The following is a 20,066-nucleotide window of genomic DNA, read 5'->3' as shown; positions in this document are numbered from 1 at the left end:
GATGCACAAACTTGAGCGCCTTTTGCGCCCGCGAACGATTGCCGTCTTCGGCGGCGCGCAGGCTGCCGCCGTCGTCGCGCAGTCGATCAAGATGGGCTTTGCCGGCGAGATCTGGCCGGTGCACCCGATCAAGGAGGAGGTCGCCGGCCGCAAGGCCTATCGCTCGGTGGCCGATCTGCCTGCAGCGCCGGACGCTGCCTTTGTCGGCGTCAACCGGCATTTGACCATCGAAGTGGTCAAGGCGTTGGCCGAGCGCGGTGCCGGCGGCGCCGTCTGCTTTGCCGCCGGCTTTCTCGAGACCGAGGCCTATGACGAGGACGGCGAGCGGCTGCAGGCCGAACTAGTCGCAGCGGCCGGCCAGATGCCGATCATCGGGCCGAACTGCTACGGCCTGATCAATTATGCCGACGGCGCGCTTTTATGGCCCGACCAGCATGGCGGCATCAGGCTGGCCGAGGGTGGCCGCGGGGTCGCCATCATCACCCAATCGTCGAACATCGCCATCAACATGACTATGCAGAAGCGCGGCCTGCCGATCGCCTTTCTGATGACCGCCGGCAACCAGGCACAGACCGGCCTTTCCGAAATGGCGCTCGGCCTGATCGAGGACGATCGCGTCACTTCGCTCGGCCTGCATATCGAGGCCTTCGATTCAGTAGCCGGCTTCGAAAGGCTGGCCGCGCGGGCGCGAGAGCTGAAGAAACCGATCATCGCCATGAAGGTCGGCCGCTCCGAGCAGGCGCGGCAAGCGACCGTCTCGCATACCGCGTCGCTGGCCGGCTCGGACGCTGCCTCGGGCGCCTTCCTGAAGCGGCTCGGCATCGCCCGCGTCGATTCCATCCCTGCCTTCATCGAGGCGCTCAAGCTGCTGCACGTCACCGGTCCCCTGCCCGGCTACCGGCTGTCGTCGATGAGCTGTTCGGGCGGCGAAGCGTCTGTCATGGCCGACAGCGCAGAAGGCCGCTGGGTGAATTTCCCGGCGCTGACCGACACGCATCGCGCCCACGTCAAATCGACGCTCGGGCCGCTGGTTGCGGTGGCCAACCCGCTCGACTACCACACCTTCATCTGGAACAACGAGCCGGCGATGACCGCCACCTTCACCGCCATGGTGTCGGGCGGCTTCGACCTCAACATGCTGGTGCTCGATTTCCCGCGCCCCGACCGCTGCTCCGATACCGACTGGTGGACGACGCTGCGCGCCTTCGAATCGGCGCTGACGTCCAACAAGGCGCAGGGCGCGATCGTCTCCTCGCTGCCGGAGAACCTGCCCGAGGAATACACCGCCGGGCTGATGGCACGCGGCATGGTGCCGTTGTTCGGCATTTCCGAGGCAATGGACGCCGCCCAGGCGGCCGCCTTCATCGGCTGGGCCTGGCGCGAGCCGCAGGCGCAGCCGATCGACACCTCCGCGTCAGGTGCGCCGGCCAGCGACCATGTCACGCCTGACGAGGCCGAGGCGAAAGCGCGGCTGATCGAGGCCGGGCTTCCCGTGCCGAGGGGCGAACGCGCCGGCAATGCGGTCGAGGCGGTGATCTCCTCGATGGCGCTCGGTTTTCCGGTTGCGCTGAAGGCTTTGGGGGTCACTCACAAATCCGAGCTCGGCGCGGTGCGGCTTAACCTCAGGGATGCCGAATCCGTCAGCACCGCCGCTCATGATCTCTATGCGCTCGGCACCGGCCTCTATGTCGAGCGCATGGTGCGCGACGGCGTCGCCGAACTGCTCGTCGGCTTCACCCGCGACCCGATGTTCGGCGCGGTTATGACGCTCGGCACCGGTGGTGTGCTGGTCGAACTGCTGCGCGACAGCGTCACGCTGATGCTGCCGGCGACACGCGACGACATCGAGGCGGCATTGCGCGGGCTCAAATTGTTCCCGCTGCTCGAAGGCTATCGCGGCCGGCCCAAGGCCGATGTCGCGGCCGCCATCGATGCGATATCAGGCATCGCCGCCTTCGTGCAGGAAAATGCCGTCGAGATCGAGGAACTCGACATCAATCCGCTGATCGTCTGCGCGCAAGGCAAAGGCGCCTGGATCGCCGACGCGCTGCTGGTGCTTGGAGAGAAAAAGAATGTCTGACGTCATCACCACCCGCCGCGAGGGCACCATTCTCGAAGTCACGCTCGACCGGCCCAAGGCCAATGCCATCGACCTGAAGACCTCGCGCCTGATGGGCGAAACGTTCAAGGCGTTCCGCGACGATCCGGGTCTGCGGGTCGCCATTGTCACGACCGCCGGCGATAAGTTCTTCTGCGCCGGCTGGGATCTGAAGGCCGCGGCCGGCGGCGATGCGGTCGACGGCGACTATGGCGTTGGCGGGTTCGGCGGGCTGCAGGAATTGCGCGACCTCAACAAGCCGGTCATCGCCTGCGTCAACGGCATGGCGGTCGGCGGCGGTTTCGAGCTGGCGCTATCCTGCGACCTCATCTACGCGTCGGATCATTCCTCCTTTGCGCTGCCCGAAATCCGTGCCGGCACTTTGGCTGACGCAGCGACGATCAAGCTGCCGAAGCGCATTCCCTATCACGTCGCCATGGATCTTTTGCTCACCGGCCGCTGGATGGATGTCGCCGAGGCGCATCGCTGGGGCCTGGTCAACGAGGTGCTGCCCAAGGACAGGCTCGAAGACCGCGTCTGGGAGATCGCACGGCTGCTGGCCGACGGTCCGCCGCTGGTCTTCGCCGCGATCAAGGAGACGGCGCGGATAGCCGAATCGCTCACCTTCCAGGACGCGATGAACCGGGTGACGCGCCGCCAATTGCCGACGGTTGACGCACTGTACGGCTCGGAGGACAATCTCGAGGGTTTTCGCGCCTTTGCCGAAAAGCGAGACCCGGTGTGGAAGGGAAAATGATCCTGCGGAGATGATGGCTTTTCTTCCCACCCCCCTCTGGCCTGCCGGGCATCTCCCCCTCAAGCGGGGAGATTGGCAGCTTCGGCCCATTCACCCTTCCTGCCGCGCTGGAGATTGGCGAAAGCCGACGCGACATCCGATCTCCCCCCTTGAGGGGGAGATGGCCGGCAGGACAGAGGGGGGTGCCCAGGCGGATTCGTTACGATCCGTTCAGTTCCCATGACCGACTACAAAAAGCTGATCGACGCCGAGACCTGGGCCTTCATCGAGCGGACCAATTCCTATTATCCACCGGATACGATCGACTACACGATCGACCAGCAGCGGGAAATCTACGGCCGCATGTGCCGCGAGTTCTCTGCCGGCTATCCGCAAGGGGTTACGGCGGAAACCACCGCCATTGTCACGCCTTCGCATCCGATCCCGATCCGCATCTATCGGACCCCGGCTCCGGAAGCGGCGGCGATGGTGCTTTATTTCCACGGCGGCGGTTTTATTCTCGGCGGGCTCGACAGCCATGACGACGTCTGCGCCGAGCTTTGCGCCCGCACCGGCTATGAAGTGGTTTCGGTCGACTACCGGCTGGCGCCGGAACATCTTCATCCGGCCGCCTTCGACGATGCCATCAGCGCCTTCGAATGGGCGGCGACGATTTACAAGCGTCCGATCCTGCTTTGCGGCGACAGCGCCGGCGGCAATCTCGCCGCTGCGCTCAGCCACGCAACACGCGGCCATGCGCGAAGGCCGATCGGCCAGGTACTGATCTATCCCGGCCTTGGCGGCGACCGCTCGCAAGGTTCTTACGTGACCCATGCCGAGGCGCCGATGCTGACAGTGCGCGACCTCGATTTCTACACGAATATCAGGACCGGCGGCGAAGACCGCACCGGCGATCTCACGCTGTCGCCGCTGGCCGACGCCGATTTTGCCAATCTGCCGCCGACCGTGCTGATCACAGCTCAATGCGACCCGCTGTCGTCGGACGGCGAGGCCTATCGCGACCGCATCGTCGCGGCCGACGGCCACGCCTTCTGGCTCGAAGAGCCGGGGCTGGTACATGGTTATCTCAGAGCCCGGCATACGGTCGGCCGCGCGCGCTCGAGCTTTACCCGGATCGTCGACGCGGTAGCGGTTCTGGGACGCGGCGAGTGGATCTGGTAAGGGGTCTAGCCCACCCCGCGTGACGCCGCGCGGCCGGCGCTGCGGCCCGGAAAAGATGCAGCCGCCGAGAAACGTGCCTTCCAGCGCCGCGTACCATGAGCGAATCGACGAGGAAGATGCCGCCGAGCGACTGGCCCGGCTCCTGGTCGACGACGACGATCTTCTTGCCGGCCTCGGCCAGTTCCGCCGCGGCGACGAGGCCGGCAAGGCCGGCGCCGACAATGATCACATCGGCATCGTCAGCCATTCTCTCCTCCCCCGGCTCTCCTCCCGGCTTTGACGGATCGTCAGACCGTCTCCCAGCCTTCCTTCTCGCCGGCGCGGAAGATGGCGTCGATGACCTTCTGGTTGAGCACCGACTCTTCCAGCGTAAAGACGCGGTCGGTGCCGCCCTGTGCCGCCCGCGCGAAGGCCTCGACCTCCAGCCGGTATTGCTGCATGCCGGGGAAGCGGAACACTTGCGCCTCGCTGTGGTTCTGGTTGTGCAGCTCGATGCGATGATGGTCGTAGATGCCGGCGTTGAACGGCGAAAGCACCTCGATGAAGCCCTTCTCGCCGTGGAATACCATCACCTGCCGCGCCGCCATCTGCGTCGACAGGTAGAACGACAGTTCGAAGTCGCCGAAATCGGCGCGGATCGAGGAGTAGATGTCGGTGCCGAACGTCTTGTCGCGCTCGATCGTCGCCTGGACGCGCAGCGGCTCCTTGCCCGTCGAAAAACGCGTCGATACCGTCGGGTAAACGCCGATGTCGGGCAGCGCGCCGCCGCCGAGATCGAGCTGGTTGCGCATGTTCTTGGGATCGACATTGTAGTAGGAGAACGCGCCCTGCACATGGCGCAGCCGGCCGATGGCGCCGTTGGCGATAAGTTCGCGCACCTTGATCCATTGCAGGTGGTAGACGACCATGAAGGCTTCGCAGACGAGCACGTTTTTGGCGTCGCGCAGCTTGATCAGCGGCGGAATGTCCTTGGCATCGAGCGCCAGCGGCTTTTCGACCAGAACATGCTTGCCGGCCTCGATCGCCTTGGCGGTCCATTCGACATGCTGCGCGGTCGGCAGCGGGATGTAGACGCCGTCGACGTCCTTGGATGCGAGCAGCTCGTCATAGGAACCGAAGGCATGGGGCGCGCCAAAACGATCGGCCAGGGCACGGGCCCTCGACATGTCGCGGCTGGCGATCGCGGACAGCACGCCGTTCTCCGCCTCGACTATTGCGGGCAAAAGATGCTCGCGGCCGATCTTGGCCGTCGACAAAACACCCCATCGGAACATCAGGCTTCTCCATCTTTAAATTGCAGACGTCGAGGTGTGCCTGAAATCGGCGGAAAAGCCAATGCGAAGCATGGCAGGGAGCAAGGCGATCGTCTGCGGCTTGTTCGGGTGCCGGCGCTGCCCTCCGCAGAGCTTGGGTTCCTCGTGCCACGAAGTCGGAGAGGAACCCAGGTCCTGCAAAGGCTATCCCCTTCTACCTGTAAGCGTCATGTCGAAGTCGACGACGTTCGAATAGATCGGCGTGCCGACATCCATGCCGTAGCGCGACCGCAGCACCTTGCCGGTGACATGGAATTTTATCGTGCCTGCCTTGAGGCCGGCGAGCTCGGCTGTGAACTTCTCCGGAAAAGTCTTGCCGCGCGCCGTCAGCCGGCCGGTGACAAGGGCTGACGTGTCGCCGGTGCGTTTCACGCTGGTCGAGCGGAACTGGATTTCCGGATTGTTGGCTGTGTCGAACACCGCGTCGGAGCGAAGGAAGGCGTCGACGCGGCGCTGGCCGGTGCCGACGCTTTCGGGAAAGATCGTGATATTGACCTGGGAGCGCCCGACATTGCTGTTGTCGATGCGGATGCTGCCCTTGAAGCGGGCGAAGGCGCCGGCGAGCCCGCCGCCGCCGGCCTTGCCGACGGAGAAACGGATGCTGGAACCGGCCGGGCTGATCGTGTAGCTGCCGGCAGCGTCGCTGAGCGCCACCGCCGCGAAAACAGGCACGGCAAGGCAAGCGGCGACCGCCGCAAATCCGAAGATGCGCGCAACCATGGGCGTGATCCTTTTTGGAGGCAACGCTTTTTAGCGCCCTCGTCCCACCAACGAATGAGCCGCTCACTCTATTCCGCGTTGTGATCCGACGAAGGCGTGATCATGCGCGTCAGCACCGTGTCCTTCAGCCAAAAATGATGGCGCAGCGCCGCGGCGAAATGCAGGGCGACAAGTCCGATGCCGGCATAGGCGAGATACCAATGCGCCGACGTCCAGAAGCTTTCCGCCGGGTCCGATTCCGCGAGTGGCAGGTCCGGCATAACGAACAGGTTGAACGGCACGCTCGGGATCTCCAGCATCGACACCGACACCAGGGCCCAGCCGGACAGGGGCAGCGCGAGCTGAAACGCGTAGAGCGCGAAATGGACGAGCGGCGCTGTCCGGCGCTCGAAGCGTCCGACCGAGCGTGGCAGCGCCGGCACCGCATTGCCGAGCCGCCAGGCGATGCGCAGGATCACCAGGCCGAGCAGCAGGAAACCGAAAGATTTGTGCAGTTGGATCAGCTCGAAGGCGGTGCGCTGGCTGGATACCCGCATCATGACTAAGCCGAGCGCGAACTGGCCGATGAAGATCGCCGCGATCAACCAGTGAAGGACGATTGCCGCCCAGCCATAGCGGGTGGTAGTGTTTGTGATCCATGCCGGCATTGTCGGTGAACGAATGCCGGGGCCGCGTTCTTCCACCCTCCCCCTGGTGGGGAGCGTCGCGCAGCAAATGCCGCCAGGCGGCTTTTGCGAAGCGGGGTGGGGGTTCTCGTAGGGCGCTACCCCCACCCCGTCTCGCAGCCTCCGCTTTGCTCCGACTGCGAGCCGACCCTCCCCACAAAGGGGGAGGGTGGCCTACCCGCTCATCTTGAAGAAATCGACAAAGGCCCTGAGCGACGGCCGCATCTGGCGGCGGCTCGGATAGTAGACGAAGAAACCGTTGAAGGGCGGGCACCAGTCCTCCAGCACGCGAATGAGCTTGCCGTCTGCAATGCCATCGCGAACATAATCCTCGAACACGAAGGCAAGGCCGGCGCCGTCGATCGAGGCGGAAGTGGCGGCGATCGGCGACGCCCTGTCGCCGGAAAAAGTCGTCGGAAAGCGCTATACCGAAGAAATGCTGGCGCTGGTCAACGGCTAGACACCGGCCGAATGAAAATTAGAAGGGGCGCTCCAGCGCCCCTTCTTTGTTTCCAAATCCGATTTATGCCCGCAGCACTCCGCCGGTCTGCTTGTGCACATTCTCGACGATGCGCTTTGCCAAGGCCTCGAAATCCTCGTCGGTCAGCGTCTTATCGACCGGCTGGATCGACACTTCGATGGCGATCGATTTCTTGGCCGCGCCGAGCGATGCCCCTTCGAACACGTCGAAGACCGAGACATTGGTGATCAGCTTCCTGTCGGCGGCAAGGGCGGCGCGGGTCAGCGTGCCGGCTTCGACCGCTTTGTCGACGACGAAGGCGAAATCGCGCTTGACCGCCTGGAAGGCAGACAGTTCCAGCTTCGGTTTCGTCCGCGTCGGCTTGGCCTTCGGCTCGGGTACGGCGTCGACGAAGACCTCGAAGCCGCAGAGCGGCCCGGAGACGTCCAGTTCCTCCAGCGTCTTAGGGTGGAATTCGCCGAACGTTCCCAAGATGACTTTAGGTCCGAGCTTGATCGTGCCGGAACGGCCGGGATGATACCAGGCCGGGCCGCCGGCCTCGATCTGCAGCCGCTCGACCGGCGCGCCGCAGGCTTCAAGTGCTGCGATCGCGTCGGCCTTGGCGTCGAAAACGCCGACCGGACCGGCATTGCCGGCCCAATGACGGCCGGAGCCTTCGAGCTTGGCCGTGCCGCGCCGAACGCCGGCGGCGACGCGTCGCTGCTGGTCGGCCGCATCGCCCTCATAGGTGCCCGATACTTCGAACAGCGCGACATCGCCGATGCCCTTGTCGGCATTGCGCTGGGCAGCGGCGATCAGGCCCGGCAGCAGCGACGGCCGCATGTCGGACATGTCGGCGGCGATCGGATTGGCGAGCTTGAGTGCTGTCTCGCCGCCGCCGAACAGTTCGGCATGTTTTGCCGGAATGAACGACCAGGTGACCGCCTCCATCATGCCGCGCACCGCCAGCGCCCGCTTGGCGGCGCGGGTGCGGATCTGCAGCGTGGTCAGGATCTTGGCATTGACGGCATCATGCGCGCCGAGCGGCTGCGGCGCGATATTGTCGATGCCGTGGATGCGCATGACTTCCTCGACGAGGTCGGCCTTGCCGTCGACATCCGGCCGCCAGGATGGCACGGCGACATTGATGACATCACCCACGCCCTCCGGTTTGAAGCCGAGGCGCGAAAGGATGGCGAGACTCCCGTCCCTGGGCACCTCGATGCCGGTCAGCCGCTTCACTTCCGACAACGGGAAGGAAACGATCTTCTCGACATGGCCGGCATAGCCGACGACTTCGGTTTCGGTCGGCGTCCCGCCGCAGAAATCCAGCACCAGCTTGGTGGCCAGTTCCACCCCGGGCACCATGAATTCAGGGTCGACGCCGCGCTCGAACCGGTAACGCGCATCGCTGATGATGCCTAGCGTCCTGCCGGTGCGCGCGGTGGTGATCGGATCCCAAAGTGCGGATTCGATCAGCACGTCGGTGGTGTTCTCGTCGCAGCCGGAATGCTCGCCGCCCATGATGCCGGCGATCGATTCGACGCCGTCCTGGTCTGCTATGACGCACATGTCAGGCGTGAGCGTGTATTCGCGCCCGTCGAGGGCGAGTACCTTTTCGCCATCGCTGGCCCGCCGCACGGTGAGGTTGCCGGCGACCTTGTTGGCGTCGAACACATGCAGGGGCCGGCCGCGGTCGAAGGTGACGTAGTTGGTGATGTCAACCAGCGCGCTGATCGGTCTCAGCCCAATGGCGATCAGCCGCTGCTGCAGCCATTTCGGCGACGGGCCGTTTTTCACGCCGCGCACCAGCCTGAGCGCGAAACCCGGGCAGAGCTCCGGTGCTTCGATCTTCACCTTGACCGGGCACATGCCGTCGCCGGCATGCGGCATGATCGCGCCGCCGACGAGGCGGCCGAGCCCGCTCGCTGCCAGATCGCGGGCGATGCCATAGACGCTGGTCGCGTCCGGACGGTTCGGCGTCAAATTGATCTCTATGACCGGATCGTCGAGATGCGCATAGGCGGCGTAGCTGGTGCCAACAGGCGCGTCGGCGGGCAGGTCGATGATGCCGTCATGCTCTTCGGAAAGCTCCAACTCGCGCTCGGAGCACATCATGCCATGACTTTCGACACCCCTGATCTTGCCGACCGCCAGCGTCACGTCGATCCCGGGAATATAGGTGCCGGGTGCTGCAAAGGCGCCGATCAGGCCAGCGCGGGCGTTGGGCGCACCGCAGACGACCTGCACAGGGGCCTTGCCGTCGCCGGTATCGACCGTCAGCACGCGCAGCCGGTCGGCGTCGGGATGCTGCACCGCCGTCAGCACCTTGGCGATGACGAACGGCTTCAGGCTCGACCTGTCGTCGACATGCTCGACTTCGAGGCCGATCGAGGTCAACCGCTCGACGATCTCGGCCAGCGAGGCGTCGGTCTCGAGATGATCCTTGAGCCAGGAGAGGGTGAGTTTCATGACTGTTTTCCGTCTGATGGTCTGGGCACGCTGGTCTTCAAATGGCGCGGCAAATCGTCCGGCATGTGCAGGAAGAGCAGTTGCTCGCGCACATGGGCATGGTGCGTCGGTTTGAAATAGGCCGGCATGTCCATGGCGCCGAGCACGAAATAGATATGGTCGGCCAGCCGCTCGTCGACATAGGCGATCGGCGAGCCGCAGACGCCGCAAAAGGAGCGCGTCACCGACCCGTTCTCGAACATCTTCAGCGCCTTGCCCGTGAAGGCGACCTGCTCGGTCATGAAGCCGACGAAAGCCGACACCGGCGCGCCGCTGGCCCGCCGGCAATCGCCGCAATGGCAATAGCTGACATGGTGCGGTTCGGCCGAAGCCTCGAACCGCACGGCGCCGCAACGGCAGCCGCCGGTGTGGGCCGCTGTCATGCGCTCAAGCCCCCGAATAGCGTCGGCATGTCGAGCGGGCGGAAGCCGTAATGCGACAGCCAGCGCACATCGGCGTCGAAGAAGGCGCGCAGGTCCGGCATGCCGTATTTCAGCATGGCGATGCGGTCGATGCCCATGCCCCAGGCAAAGCCCTGATACTCGTCGGGATCGAGCCCGCCGTAGCGGAGCACGTTGGGGTGGACCATGCCGCAGCCGAGGATCTCCATCCAGTCGGAGCCTTCGCCGAAGCGCACCTCGCCCGGCCGCGAACGGTCGCACTGGATGTCCACCTCCATGCTGGGTTCGGTGAACGGGAAGAATGACGGCCGGAAGCGCATCTTGACCTGCGGCACCTCGAAGAAGGCCTTGCAGAACTCCTCCAGCACCCATTTCATGTTGGCGACATTGGCCGTCTTGTCGATCACCAGTCCCTCGACCTGATGGAACATCGGCGAATGGGTGGCATCGGAGTCCTGCCGGTAGGTTTTTCCGGGGATGACGATGCGGATCGGCGGCTTCTGCACCTCCATGGTGCGGATCTGCACCGGAGAGGTGTGGGTGCGTAAAAGCTTGCGCTCGCCCTTCTCGTCCGGCTGGAAGAAGAAGGTGTCGTGCATCTCGCGCGCCGGATGGCCTTCCGGGAAATTCAGCGCGGTGAAATTGTAATAGTCGGTCTCGATATCGGGGCCTTCGGCGATGGCAAAGCCGAGGTCGCCGAAGATCGCGGCAATCTCGTCGCTGACCTGGCTAATCGGATGGATGCGGCCGCGCTCGGCCGGCGATTGCCGCACCGGCAGCGTCACATCGACCTTTTCCGCCGCGAGCCGTGCCGCGATCGCCACGTCCTTCAGCTCGGCGCGGCGCGCGGTAAGCGCCTCGGTGACGCGGGTCTTGAGGCCGTTGATAGCCGGGCCTTTTATCTGGCGCTCTTCTGCGCTCATCGAGCCGAGCGTCTTCAGCATTTCTGAGACCGAGCCCTTCTTGCCGAGCGCTGAAACACGCACGGCTTCGATCGCGGCCTCGTCGGCGGCCGACGCGATGTCGTTCATCAGGGAATTTTCGAGGGTTTCCATGTCACTCATGTTTCAGGCCCGATTGGAGGCAAAGAAAAACCCGCGCCAGCCCTGCCAGCGCGGGTTTCCCAAATCAAGTGTCGAAGTGCTTGGGAAGGCGCTGGTTAGGCTACAGCGCTTTCAAAAGCGTTCGGCGTGGTTTTCTTGAGGTATTCGAGCGCGACCTTGGCCTTGGCCACAAGTGCGGCAAATGCCTGCGGCTCGTGGATGGCCATGTCCGACAGGATCTTGCGATCGATCTCGATGCCGGCCTTGTTGAGACCGTCGATGAAGCGGCCATAGGTCAGGCCATGCTCGTGGGTAGCGGCATTGATGCGCTGGATCCAGAGAGCGCGGAACGAACGCTTGCGGTTCTTGCGGTCGCGGTAGGCGTACTGCAGCGACTTTTCCACCGCCTGCTTGGCGATGCGAATCGTGTTCTTGCGGCGGCCATAAAAACCCTTGGCGGCTTTCAGGACCTTCTTGTGCTTGGCGTGCGAAGTGACGCCTCTTTTTACGCGTGCCATGTCATGATCTCCTTAAAACGTTGTCCAGACCGAATGCCTTAGAGGCCGTTCGGCAGAAAATTCTTGATGACCTTCTTGCCATCCGGTTCAGCCAGAACCATCGTGCCGCGGGCATTTCGAATGAACTTGTTGGAACGCTTGATCATGCCGTGACGCTTGCCGGCCGCAGCCGACAGGACTTTACCCGTACCTGTGATCTTGAACCGCTTCTTGGCGGCTGACTTGGTCTTCATCTTGGGCATTTTGCTACTCCGTTTATGTGCGCATCATCGCGCTTTTTGTTCGCTTCAGGCCGACCAAACCCCGAAAAGCAAATGAAACCGCCACGGCATGCCCTGCCGGGCGGTTTTTGGGAACGGCGGTGCTATACGTCAAAGCGGGCCGGCGCGCAACACCCTGTGCCTATGGGAAACGGAACAGCACCGGCAGTATGCCCGATTGCTGGGCGCCGTCGATCGATTCGAAAAACGGCAGAGCAACGAGGAATACCAGTCCGTCGAGCAGCGTCGTCCGCAGCAGGCGCGGCTTGAAGCTGCCGGTGTCGCCTTCCTGATACAGCGAAAGCTTCGGAAAGAAGCGCGGCACCCGCGCCATATACGCCTGGAATGGAGTACCGAAGGCCTCCTTCAGGAACTTCTCTTCGCGCAGGATGACGACATGAAAGGCGGCGGCGCAAATCACCGCGAAGCCGATCGCCGCAGTGATCGAGCCCATCTGCGCGCCGACGCCGGCGGCAGCTATCGAGGAGAAGACATAGAGCGGATTGCGCGTGATCGAATAGGGTCCGCCGGTAACCACCTCGGAGGATTTGCGTCCGCCGATATAGAGCGTTGACCACAGGCGCCCGACAATGCCGAGAAAGATCAGCAGGACGCCGACCATTTCGATCGTTTCGTGCGGCACGCTTTCGGGAGGAAAAGCAGACTGGCCAAACAGCAGCGCTGCGAACATGACGACCACGAGGGCGGCAAGCACCATCCTTCGTGCGTGCTGATACCTGCCCAGCGCACGCTTGGCCTGCGCTTGTTCGGCCCGCGCCGATTTAACTTCATTAAGCATGTCGGGAATCCGATCGTCGAGGAACTTCGCCAGCGATCGCAGCGCCTGGCCAAGAAAACAGGCGCCCCCACCGATCGCGGGACGCCTTTGCAGGATGATTCAGGCGTATTTAATGCATGTCGCCTCTTTTGCCATCATCCGCAACTAATACAGCCAGAAGAGGACGGGAATTACACCGCTTTCCTGTCCGGACTCGATGAGTTCGAAAAACGGTATAGAAGCCAGCAACATCAAGCCGTCGCGCAGCGTGTGATTGAAGATGCGCGGTGTGAAGGTGACCTCGGCCTGATCGCGAAAAAGCAGCGGATTGGGAAAAAACCGCGGCACCCGTGCGATGTAGGCCTTGTACGGCGCCCCGAGCACGGTCGTCAAATGCCGTTCCTCGCGCAGCGTGACGATGTAGAACGCGGCCGCGCACAAAACCGCCGACGCCACCGAGACGATCACGCTGCCGGTCTGGGCGCCGATGCCGGCGGCCGCTACGGTGGAGAAAAAATACAGCGGGTTGCGCATCACCGAATATGGCCCGGTGGCAACCACTTCGGCCGACTTGCGGCCGCCGATATAGAGGATCGACCAGAGCCGGCCGCCGATCCCGATCAGTATCAGGGCGATCCCGTACTGCCCCTCTATGCGTTCGTGGCCTAGTTCATCGTGCGTGGAGCCGCCGAAGATCAGCAAAGCGCAAAAAGCACCGATCAGCAGCGCCAGCAGGACGCGCCGGCGCCGCTGATAGCGGCCCATTTCGTCAAACGACTGTTCAATCGGAGAACGTGCCGCAGCGGCCATGGACAATCCTTTCGCCGCGAGGACCGGCAACCCGAATCCTTGTCGATGCAACTTGCGGAGAAATCATGGCGAAGACAAAACAAAACAAAAGGCCGCCGAAGCGGCCTTTGCTTTCGACGGGATCGCCTAGCGGGGCGCCAGCACCATCATCATCTGGCGGCCTTCGAGTTTCGGTTCGGCTTCGACCTTGGCGATGGGCGCCACTTCCTCACGAACTTTATTCAGAAGCTGCATGCCGAGTTCCATATGCGCCATCTCGCGGCCGCGAAAGCGCAATGTCAGCTTGACCTTGTCACCTTCTTCGAAAAACCGCCGGACCGCTTTCATCTTGGTCTCGTAGTCATGGCTGTCGATGTTCGGGCGCATCTTGATCTCCTTGATCTCGATGACCTTCTGGTTCTTGCGCGCCTCGGCCGCCTTCTTCTGGTTGGCGTATTTCAACTTGCCGAGATCGAGAATTTTTACGACGGGCGGCACCGCGTTGGGCGATATCTCGACCAGATCGAGCCCAGCCTCTTCGGCGAGCAGCAATGCGTCATTGATGGAGACATCGCCATGGTTGTGGCCTTCGGCGTCGATAAGTTGGACCCGGGGAACCCGGATGTCACGGTTGGAGCGCGGGCCCTCCTTGGTGGGCGCCGTTGCTTTGAAAGGTCTGCGAATGGTCGTGGTCTCCTTGAGCCGTTTCGTTCAGGATTTCAATTCAGATTGCGAACGCGCCAATGTGGTGAGCGCGCGGCCGGAGTCAATAGCACAGCGTTCACAGGAAATCACCTGTTGCCTGACTCCTGCCTGTACCAAACGAAGAAACTTGCCGAGCACTTTTCGTTGAACCGCCAGCTGTGTCAAAAGACTTGCGTGAGGAGTTCGCCGTGACCGCACCGGTTTTTCTCGATGTCGACGGAACCAGCATCGCTGTCAGGCGCGCTGGGGGTGCCGCGCCAGGCATTGTCTGGCTCGGCGGCTACAAGTCGGACATGCTGGGCACCAAAGCCGAGAAGCTGGCGGAATGGGCGAGCGGGCAAGGCCGGGCATTCCTGCGCCACGACTATTCCGGTCATGGCGAATCGGGCGGCGCCTTTGCCGACGGCACCGTCTCGAAATGGCTTTCGCAAAGCCTCGCTGTCTTCCGCCATTTCACGCAAGGCAGGCAAATCCTGGTCGGCTCGTCGATGGGCGCATGGATCGCGCTGCGCATGATCCAGGAATTGCGCCAAGAATTGCACAAGGAAGGCCAGAACCGCATCGCCGGCCTGGTGCTGCTGGCGCCGGCGCCGGATTTCACCGCAGAGCTGGTCGAGCCGGCGCTGACGAAAGCGCAGGAGCGCGATCTTGCCAAGAAGGGCTTTTTCGCGGAGCCGTCGGACTATTCGGCCGAGCCTTACATCTACACGCGAGCGCTGATCGAGGACGGCCGCAACAACCTGACAATGAACGGGCCGATCGACACCCATTGCCCTGTCCACATATTGCAAGGGCTGGCCGATGCCGACGTGCCGCCGAGCCATGCGCTGAAACTGGTCGGCCTGCTGCCGGCCGACGACGTCACGCTGTCGCTGATCCCCGACGGCGACCACCGCCTGTCGCGGCCTCAGGATCTCGACATGCTGGTGCGGGCGGTCGACGCCATGGTGCGGCAGGCAGGCTAGGGACATGCGCATCTCCATTCCGGTATCCGCCTTCGTCGCGGCGATTGTCGGCTTCGGCGGCACGCTGGCCATCGTCATCGCCGCCGCCAAGGCGGTCGGCGCGACGCAGGTCGAAACCGCGAGCTGGGTGACGGCGATCTGCCTCGCCATGGCGATCGAGAGCCTGTGGCTGTCATGGCGCACCAGGATGCCGGTCATCGCCGCATGGTCGACGCCGGGGGTGGCGCTGATCGCGGCATCGAGCGGCTTTTCGATCGGCGAAGCCGTCGGCGCCTTCATCGTCACCGGGATTTTGCTGATTGCCACCGGCCTGTTCAGGCCTCTGACCAAGCTGATCGCCAGGATACCGGCCTCGGTCGCGTCGGGGATGCTGGCCGGAATCGTCGTCACCTTCGCCATCAATGCGGTGAAGGCCATTCCCGTCGACCCGTGGCTGATCCTGCCGCTGATCGCCGCCTTCTTTGTCATCCGCCTGTTCAATCCGGCGCTCTCTGTGCTGGCGGTGCTGGTCGGCGGCGGCGCTGCCGCCTTCCTCACCGGCCGGGTCGGTGGCCTGCCGACCCCAGAACTTTCGACGTTGACGCTGATTGCGCCGCAGTTCACCGTCACGGCGATCATTGGCCTGGCGCTGCCGCTTTATCTCGTCACCATGGCCTCGCAGAACCTGTCCGGCCTCGCCGTGCTGAGGGCCGCAGGCTATCACCCGGAACCTAGCCCGCTGATCGGCGTCACCGGCCTGCTTTCGCTGCTGTCGGCGCCGTTCGGGGCCTCAACCACCAATCTGGCGGCGATCTCGGCGGCGATCTGCACCGGCCCCGATGTGCATCCCGATCCGGGCGAGCGCTGGAAGACCGGCCCCTTCTACGCGCTTGCCTATCTCGTCTTCGCCATTTTCGGCGCCTCGCTGGTGGCGATCTTCGCCGTGCTGCCGCAGAGCCTGATCGTGCTGGTGGCCGGGCTGGCGCTGATGGCGCCGCTCACCAACGCGCTGTCCATTGCCTTGAAGGAGGAGAGCGAACGCATGGCCGCCACCGTCACCTTTGCCGTCACTGCCTCGGGCCTGACGCTTTTCGGCGTCGGCGCGGCATTCTGGGGGCTGATCGCCGGTTTGGTCGTGCTTTTCCTCGAAACCCTCAAAAAGCGATAATCATTTCAGCCGCTTGTCCGGTTTTGGCCGGCACTGTCTTGAATCGCCGTTTTTCCCATCCCATTTCGATTCCACGCAGCCGGGATTGGCTGTCTCCAACTGAAGGATTGGGAGAAAATGAACACATCTGCATTGATCCGTCCGGCCTGGACGCCGGCGACCATCGCACTGATGGTGATCGGCTTCATGGTGTTCTGGCCGCTCGGCCTCGCCATGCTCGCCTACATCATCTGGGGCGACCGGCTTGACGGCTTCAAGCGCGACGTCAACCGCGCGACCGATGGCATCTTCGCCGGCTGCCGCCGCGGTTCCGACAGAGCGGCGCGCTGGGGCCACGGCTCCGCCCGCACCGGCAACGTCGCTTTCGACGACTGGCGCGAAAAAGAACTCGAGCGGCTCAAAGAAGAGCGCCGCAAGCTCGACGAGATGCTGAGCGAATTCGACGAATATGCCAGGGAATTGCGTCGCGCCAAGGACCAGGAAGAGTTCGATCGCTTCATGGCGAACCGCAACAAGCCGACATCTCCTACAACTGGTGGATCGACCGGCTCGACGGGGACTGGCAACGGTGGCAAATCCACGCCAGGGCTACTGGACGAGTAAGGCACTTGGCCTGATATAAATAATCAGAACGGCGTCGCGTCAGCGGCGCCGTTTCTTTTATGTTCTATTCGTTTTCCTCGAATCACGTATCGTCCCGCCATGTCATTCGGCTTCTTCCGCAACCTGACCAAACCCAGGCCCGCCCCCGTCGTGGAGCGGGAGCATTGTGTTGCCGGCCGCACGCTGCCGCTCAAGATCGTCGAGAGCGACCGGGCACGGCGCCTGACGCTGCGCATCGATTCCGGCGGCCGTGGTCTGCGCATTACCGTGCCGCCGGGCCTGCGCCGAGGCGAAGTGGAAAAATTTCTTGATCGCCATCAGGACTGGCTGGAGCAGCGGCTGGCCAAGGTGCCCAACCGGCCGCAGGTGCGGCCGGGCATCAAGATACCGGTGCGCGGCGTGCCGCATCGCATCGTTCATGAGCCTTCGAAACGCGGGACCGTCACGCTGTCGCGCGACGAACGCGGTCCGCTGATGATCGTGCATGGCGATCGTCTGCACCTGCCGCGCCGCATCGCCGATTTTCTCAAGCGCGAAGCCAAGCGCGAAATCGAGGCGCTGGTGGTCAAGCATACCGGGGCGGTCGGCAAGCGCGCCAAGGCAATCCGCTTCAAGGACACGTCGAGCCGCTGGGGATCGTGCACGTCGGACGGCAACCTGTCGTTCTCCTGGCGCATCATGATGGCGCCGCGACCGGTCATAAACTACCTCGTCGCGCATGAGGTGGCACATCTCAAGGAGATGAACCACGGCCCAAAATTCTGGAAATTGTGCGAGCAGCTCTGCCCCGACACCGAGCGCTGCAAGGATTGGCTCAAGCGCAATGGCGGCGCGCTGCAAGCGATCATGTTCGAGTAGATCGCCCGATCAGTCGTCGTTGGCAGCGTTGAGCTCTTCAGGACGCAAGCCCTCGTCGGTATGGCGCGGCCACGGCAAGAAATTCTTCTCGAAGGCATCGTTGCTGAAATAGTCGAGCGCGCGGTGTGCCTCGGCGCCATTGAAGGCGGCCTTGTCCATCAGATGCGCGATGACCTCGCGGGCCTGCGCGAGCTTTTGCCTGAGTTGGGCGACGGTTTGGTCTGCCATGCTTGTTTGCTCCCGCCTGTGCTGTCTGAAGTAAGGTAGCGCGTTCCGCATTCTTATCTAGATAGGTAGCGCGTTCCGCGCTGGCGGCAAACAGGATGCTTTTTCTCGACTCTTTTGCCGTTTCGTGCCAATCCCCGCGTCATGGCGCTCGACATCAAGATATGCGGATTGAAGGCCGACAAGGCGTTGGCCGCGGCATTGGCCGGCGGCGCCAGCCATGTCGGCTTTATTTTCTTTGCCAAAAGCCCGCGCTATGTCGAGCCGGCGGAAGCCGGCCGCTTGCGCGAAGCGGCAATCGGCAAGGCCAAGGCGGTTGCCGTGACGGTCGACGCCGGCGATGCGTTTCTGGATGAAATCGTCGAAAAAATGCGCCCGGACATGCTGCAGCTGCATGGATCGGAGACGCCGGAGCGGGTGGCCGAGATCAAGGCCCGCTATGGCCTGCCGGTGATGAAGGCGCTGCCGGTCAGCGAGACTGCCGACCTGGAGCGGATAAGACCCCTCGTCGGCATTGCCGACCGTTTCCTGTTCGACGCCAAGCCGCCGAAGGGTTCGGAACTGCCGGGCGGCAACGGCATTGCCTTCGACTGGCGCGTTCTGGCCGACCTTGACGCAGGCGTCGATTACATGCTTTCCGGTGGACTCAACGCCGCCAATATCGGCGATGCCCTTCGGCTTGCCAACCCGCCCGGACTAGACATTTCCTCGGGCGTGGAAAGCGCACCGGGCGTCAAGGATCCGGCGCTGATCGAACAGTTTTTCCGAGCCGTCAGGGCAGCACGCGACAACCGCGCCGCCTGACCGTGCTTCAAACCACAAGCTAGGAGATCGGCGATGAACAGGCCGGCGACACCCAATTCCTTCCGCACCGGACCCGACGAGCAGGGCATGTTCGGCATCTTCGGCGGTCGTTTCGTTGCCGAAACGTTGATGCCGCTGATCCTCGACCTGGAGCGGCACTGGAACGAGGTTAAGGACGACCCGGATTTCAAGGCCGAGCTGACGGACCTTTCGACCCACTATGCCGGGCGGCCCTCGAAGCTTTATTTCGCCGAAGGCCTGACCAGGCATCTTCGCGAGGTTTCCTCGGCGAAGGGCCTGGGCGGCGGCGCGAAGGTCTACTTCAAGCGCGAGGATTTGAACCACACCGGCTCGCACAAGATCAACAACTGCCTCGGCCAGATTCTGCTGGCCAAGCGCATGGGCAAGAAGCGTATCATCGCCGAGACCGGCGCCGGCCAGCATGGCGTGGCGTCGGCCACCGTTGCGGCGCGTTTCGGCTTTCCGTGTGTCGTCTACATGGGCGCTACCGACGTCGCCCGGCAAAGCCCGAACGTCTTCCGCATGAAGCTGCTCGGCGCCGAGGTGCGGCCGGTGACCGCCGGCCACGGCACGCTCAAGGACGCCATGAACGAAGCTCTCCGGGATTGGGTGACCAATGTCGAGGACACCTATTACCTGATCGGCACCGCCGCCGGCCCGCACCCCTATCCGGAGCTGGTGCGCGACTTCCAGTCGGTGATCGGCACCGAGGCGCGCGCCCAGATCCTGGAGCAGGAAGGCCGGCTGCCGGACACGATCATCGCCGCCGTCGGCGGCGGCTCGAACGCCATCGGCTTGTTCCATCCCTTCCTCGACGACAAAGAGGTTCGCATCATCGGCATCGAGGCCGGCGGCCGCGGCCTCGATGGCATCGAGCATTGCGCCTCGATGAGCGCCGGCGCGCCCGGCGTGCTGCACGGCAACCGCACCTACCTCCTGCAGAACGCCGACGGGCAGATCATGGACGGGCATTCGATCTCGGCCGGCCTCGATTATCCGGGCGTCGGACCGGAGCATTCCTGGCTGCGCGACAGTGGCCGCGTCGACTATGTGCCGATCCTCGATGACGAGGCGCTGGAGGCATTCCAGCTGACGACACGTGTCGAAGGCATCATCCCGGCGCTCGAATCCGCCCATGCCATCGCGCATGCGGTGAAGATCGTACCCGCCATGGACAAGGACCAGATCGTCATCGTCAATTTGTCCGGCCGCGGCGACAAGGACGTGCATACGGTGGCCAATATGCTGGGCATGGAGATCTGAT

Annotated in this window: 21 protein-coding genes and 2 pseudogenes; 9 read left to right on the top strand and 14 right to left on the bottom strand. The window is 63.5% G+C overall.

Annotation, left to right across the window (positions count from 1 at the left end; translation table 11 throughout):
* Position 1 precedes the first annotated feature (1 nt).
* From ACWTU7_RS09535 to ACWTU7_RS09525, 3 genes are all read left to right on the top strand, one after another.
* Complete coding sequence (locus tag ACWTU7_RS09535) at positions 2 to 2,080, top strand: acetate--CoA ligase family protein (protein ID WP_455839669.1); 2,079 nt, start codon at positions 2 to 4, stop codon at positions 2,078 to 2,080.
* On the top strand, positions 2,073 to 2,855 hold the full coding sequence (locus ACWTU7_RS09530; protein ID WP_029347500.1) for a carnitinyl-CoA dehydratase: 783 nt from the start codon (positions 2,073 to 2,075) through the stop codon (positions 2,853 to 2,855). The genes ACWTU7_RS09535 and ACWTU7_RS09530 overlap by 8 nt, the downstream gene beginning before the upstream one ends.
* A gap of 219 nt (positions 2,856 to 3,074) precedes the next feature.
* Positions 3,075 to 4,016 carry an alpha/beta hydrolase gene (locus ACWTU7_RS09525; RefSeq protein WP_455839670.1) on the top strand — a complete coding sequence of 314 codons (942 nt, stop codon included), beginning with the start codon at positions 3,075 to 3,077 and terminating at the stop codon, positions 4,014 to 4,016.
* 52 nt (positions 4,017 to 4,068) lie between these two features.
* Here ACWTU7_RS09525 and ACWTU7_RS09520 read toward each other — a convergent pair.
* The 13 genes and pseudogenes from ACWTU7_RS09520 to infC all read right to left on the bottom strand — a co-directional run.
* Positions 4,069 to 4,263, bottom strand: a pseudogene (locus ACWTU7_RS09520) (FAD-dependent oxidoreductase); the annotation flags it as partial.
* Between the two features lie 40 nt (positions 4,264 to 4,303).
* Positions 4,304 to 5,290 carry a Gfo/Idh/MocA family protein gene (locus tag ACWTU7_RS09515; RefSeq protein WP_455839671.1) on the bottom strand — a complete coding sequence of 329 codons (987 nt, stop codon included), beginning with the start codon at positions 5,288 to 5,290 and terminating at the stop codon, positions 4,304 to 4,306.
* A 183-nt stretch (positions 5,291 to 5,473) separates the two neighbouring features.
* Positions 5,474 to 6,049 (bottom strand): YceI family protein, encoded by a 576-nt coding sequence (locus tag ACWTU7_RS09510; RefSeq protein ID WP_455839672.1) that lies wholly within the window; start codon positions 6,047 to 6,049, stop codon positions 5,474 to 5,476.
* Between the two features lie 68 nt (positions 6,050 to 6,117).
* The gene (locus tag ACWTU7_RS09505; protein WP_455839673.1) at positions 6,118 to 6,696 is read right to left on the bottom strand and encodes a cytochrome b; all 579 of its coding nucleotides are present in this window, start codon (positions 6,694 to 6,696) and stop codon (positions 6,118 to 6,120) included.
* A 192-nt stretch (positions 6,697 to 6,888) separates the two neighbouring features.
* A pseudogene (locus tag ACWTU7_RS09500) lies at positions 6,889 to 7,083 on the bottom strand (LysR substrate-binding domain-containing protein); the annotation flags it as partial.
* A 154-nt stretch (positions 7,084 to 7,237) separates the two neighbouring features.
* Positions 7,238 to 9,646, bottom strand: a complete 2,409-nt coding sequence (gene pheT, locus ACWTU7_RS09495) for a phenylalanine--tRNA ligase subunit beta (RefSeq protein WP_455839674.1) — start codon at positions 9,644 to 9,646, stop codon at positions 7,238 to 7,240.
* A complete protein-coding gene (locus ACWTU7_RS09490) occupies positions 9,643 to 10,068 on the bottom strand; it encodes a GFA family protein (RefSeq protein ID WP_455839675.1) in 426 nt (141 codons plus the stop codon). The genes pheT and ACWTU7_RS09490 overlap by 4 nt, the downstream gene beginning before the upstream one ends.
* The gene (gene pheS, locus ACWTU7_RS09485; RefSeq protein WP_095517428.1) at positions 10,065 to 11,150 is read right to left on the bottom strand and encodes a phenylalanine--tRNA ligase subunit alpha; all 1,086 of its coding nucleotides are present in this window, start codon (positions 11,148 to 11,150) and stop codon (positions 10,065 to 10,067) included. The genes ACWTU7_RS09490 and pheS overlap by 4 nt, the downstream gene beginning before the upstream one ends.
* A gap of 95 nt (positions 11,151 to 11,245) precedes the next feature.
* A complete protein-coding gene (gene rplT / locus ACWTU7_RS09480) occupies positions 11,246 to 11,647 on the bottom strand; it encodes a 50S ribosomal protein L20 (protein ID WP_455839676.1) in 402 nt (133 codons plus the stop codon).
* A gap of 38 nt (positions 11,648 to 11,685) precedes the next feature.
* Complete coding sequence (gene rpmI / locus ACWTU7_RS09475; RefSeq protein WP_006201248.1) at positions 11,686 to 11,889, bottom strand: 50S ribosomal protein L35; 204 nt, start codon at positions 11,887 to 11,889, stop codon at positions 11,686 to 11,688.
* Between the two features lie 160 nt (positions 11,890 to 12,049).
* Entirely contained in the window at positions 12,050 to 12,706 is a 657-nt protein-coding gene (locus ACWTU7_RS09470) for a methyltransferase family protein (RefSeq protein ID WP_455839677.1), read from the bottom strand.
* A gap of 144 nt (positions 12,707 to 12,850) precedes the next feature.
* Entirely contained in the window at positions 12,851 to 13,495 is a 645-nt protein-coding gene (locus ACWTU7_RS09465; RefSeq protein WP_455839678.1) for a methyltransferase family protein, read from the bottom strand.
* Positions 13,496 to 13,621: 126 nt separating this feature from the next.
* Entirely contained in the window at positions 13,622 to 14,158 is a 537-nt protein-coding gene (infC, locus tag ACWTU7_RS09460) for a translation initiation factor IF-3 (RefSeq protein WP_077374810.1), read from the bottom strand.
* A 209-nt stretch (positions 14,159 to 14,367) separates the two neighbouring features.
* Here infC and ACWTU7_RS09455 point away from each other — a divergent pair, with 209 nt between their 5' ends.
* From ACWTU7_RS09455 to ACWTU7_RS09440, 4 genes are all read left to right on the top strand, one after another.
* Positions 14,368 to 15,144 carry an alpha/beta hydrolase gene (locus ACWTU7_RS09455; protein ID WP_455839679.1) on the top strand — a complete coding sequence of 259 codons (777 nt, stop codon included), beginning with the start codon at positions 14,368 to 14,370 and terminating at the stop codon, positions 15,142 to 15,144.
* Positions 15,145 to 15,148: 4 nt separating this feature from the next.
* Complete coding sequence (locus ACWTU7_RS09450) at positions 15,149 to 16,291, top strand: benzoate/H(+) symporter BenE family transporter (RefSeq protein WP_455839680.1); 1,143 nt, start codon at positions 15,149 to 15,151, stop codon at positions 16,289 to 16,291.
* A gap of 117 nt (positions 16,292 to 16,408) precedes the next feature.
* Positions 16,409 to 16,894: a DUF2852 domain-containing protein gene (locus tag ACWTU7_RS09445; protein ID WP_455839681.1), complete on the top strand. Its 486-nt coding sequence runs from the start codon at positions 16,409 to 16,411 to the stop codon at positions 16,892 to 16,894.
* 99 nt (positions 16,895 to 16,993) lie between these two features.
* Positions 16,994 to 17,752: a M48 family metallopeptidase gene (locus ACWTU7_RS09440; protein ID WP_455839682.1), complete on the top strand. Its 759-nt coding sequence runs from the start codon at positions 16,994 to 16,996 to the stop codon at positions 17,750 to 17,752.
* Positions 17,753 to 17,761: 9 nt separating this feature from the next.
* Here ACWTU7_RS09440 and ACWTU7_RS09435 read toward each other — a convergent pair whose 3' ends face one another.
* On the bottom strand, positions 17,762 to 17,980 hold the full coding sequence (locus ACWTU7_RS09435; protein ID WP_065011512.1) for a hypothetical protein: 219 nt from the start codon (positions 17,978 to 17,980) through the stop codon (positions 17,762 to 17,764).
* A 141-nt stretch (positions 17,981 to 18,121) separates the two neighbouring features.
* Here ACWTU7_RS09435 and ACWTU7_RS09430 point away from each other — a divergent pair, with 141 nt between their 5' ends.
* Entirely contained in the window at positions 18,122 to 18,781 is a 660-nt protein-coding gene (locus ACWTU7_RS09430) for a phosphoribosylanthranilate isomerase (RefSeq protein WP_455839683.1), read from the top strand.
* A gap of 33 nt (positions 18,782 to 18,814) precedes the next feature.
* On the top strand, positions 18,815 to 20,065 hold the full coding sequence (gene trpB / locus ACWTU7_RS09425) for a tryptophan synthase subunit beta (protein WP_065011514.1): 1,251 nt from the start codon (positions 18,815 to 18,817) through the stop codon (positions 20,063 to 20,065).
* Position 20,066 lies beyond the last annotated feature (1 nt).

This window comes from Mesorhizobium sp. BHscii (assembly GCF_053848065.1).
The sequence above is the reverse complement of the archived record's forward strand: the minus strand, read 5'-3'. Positions and strand labels throughout refer to the sequence as shown.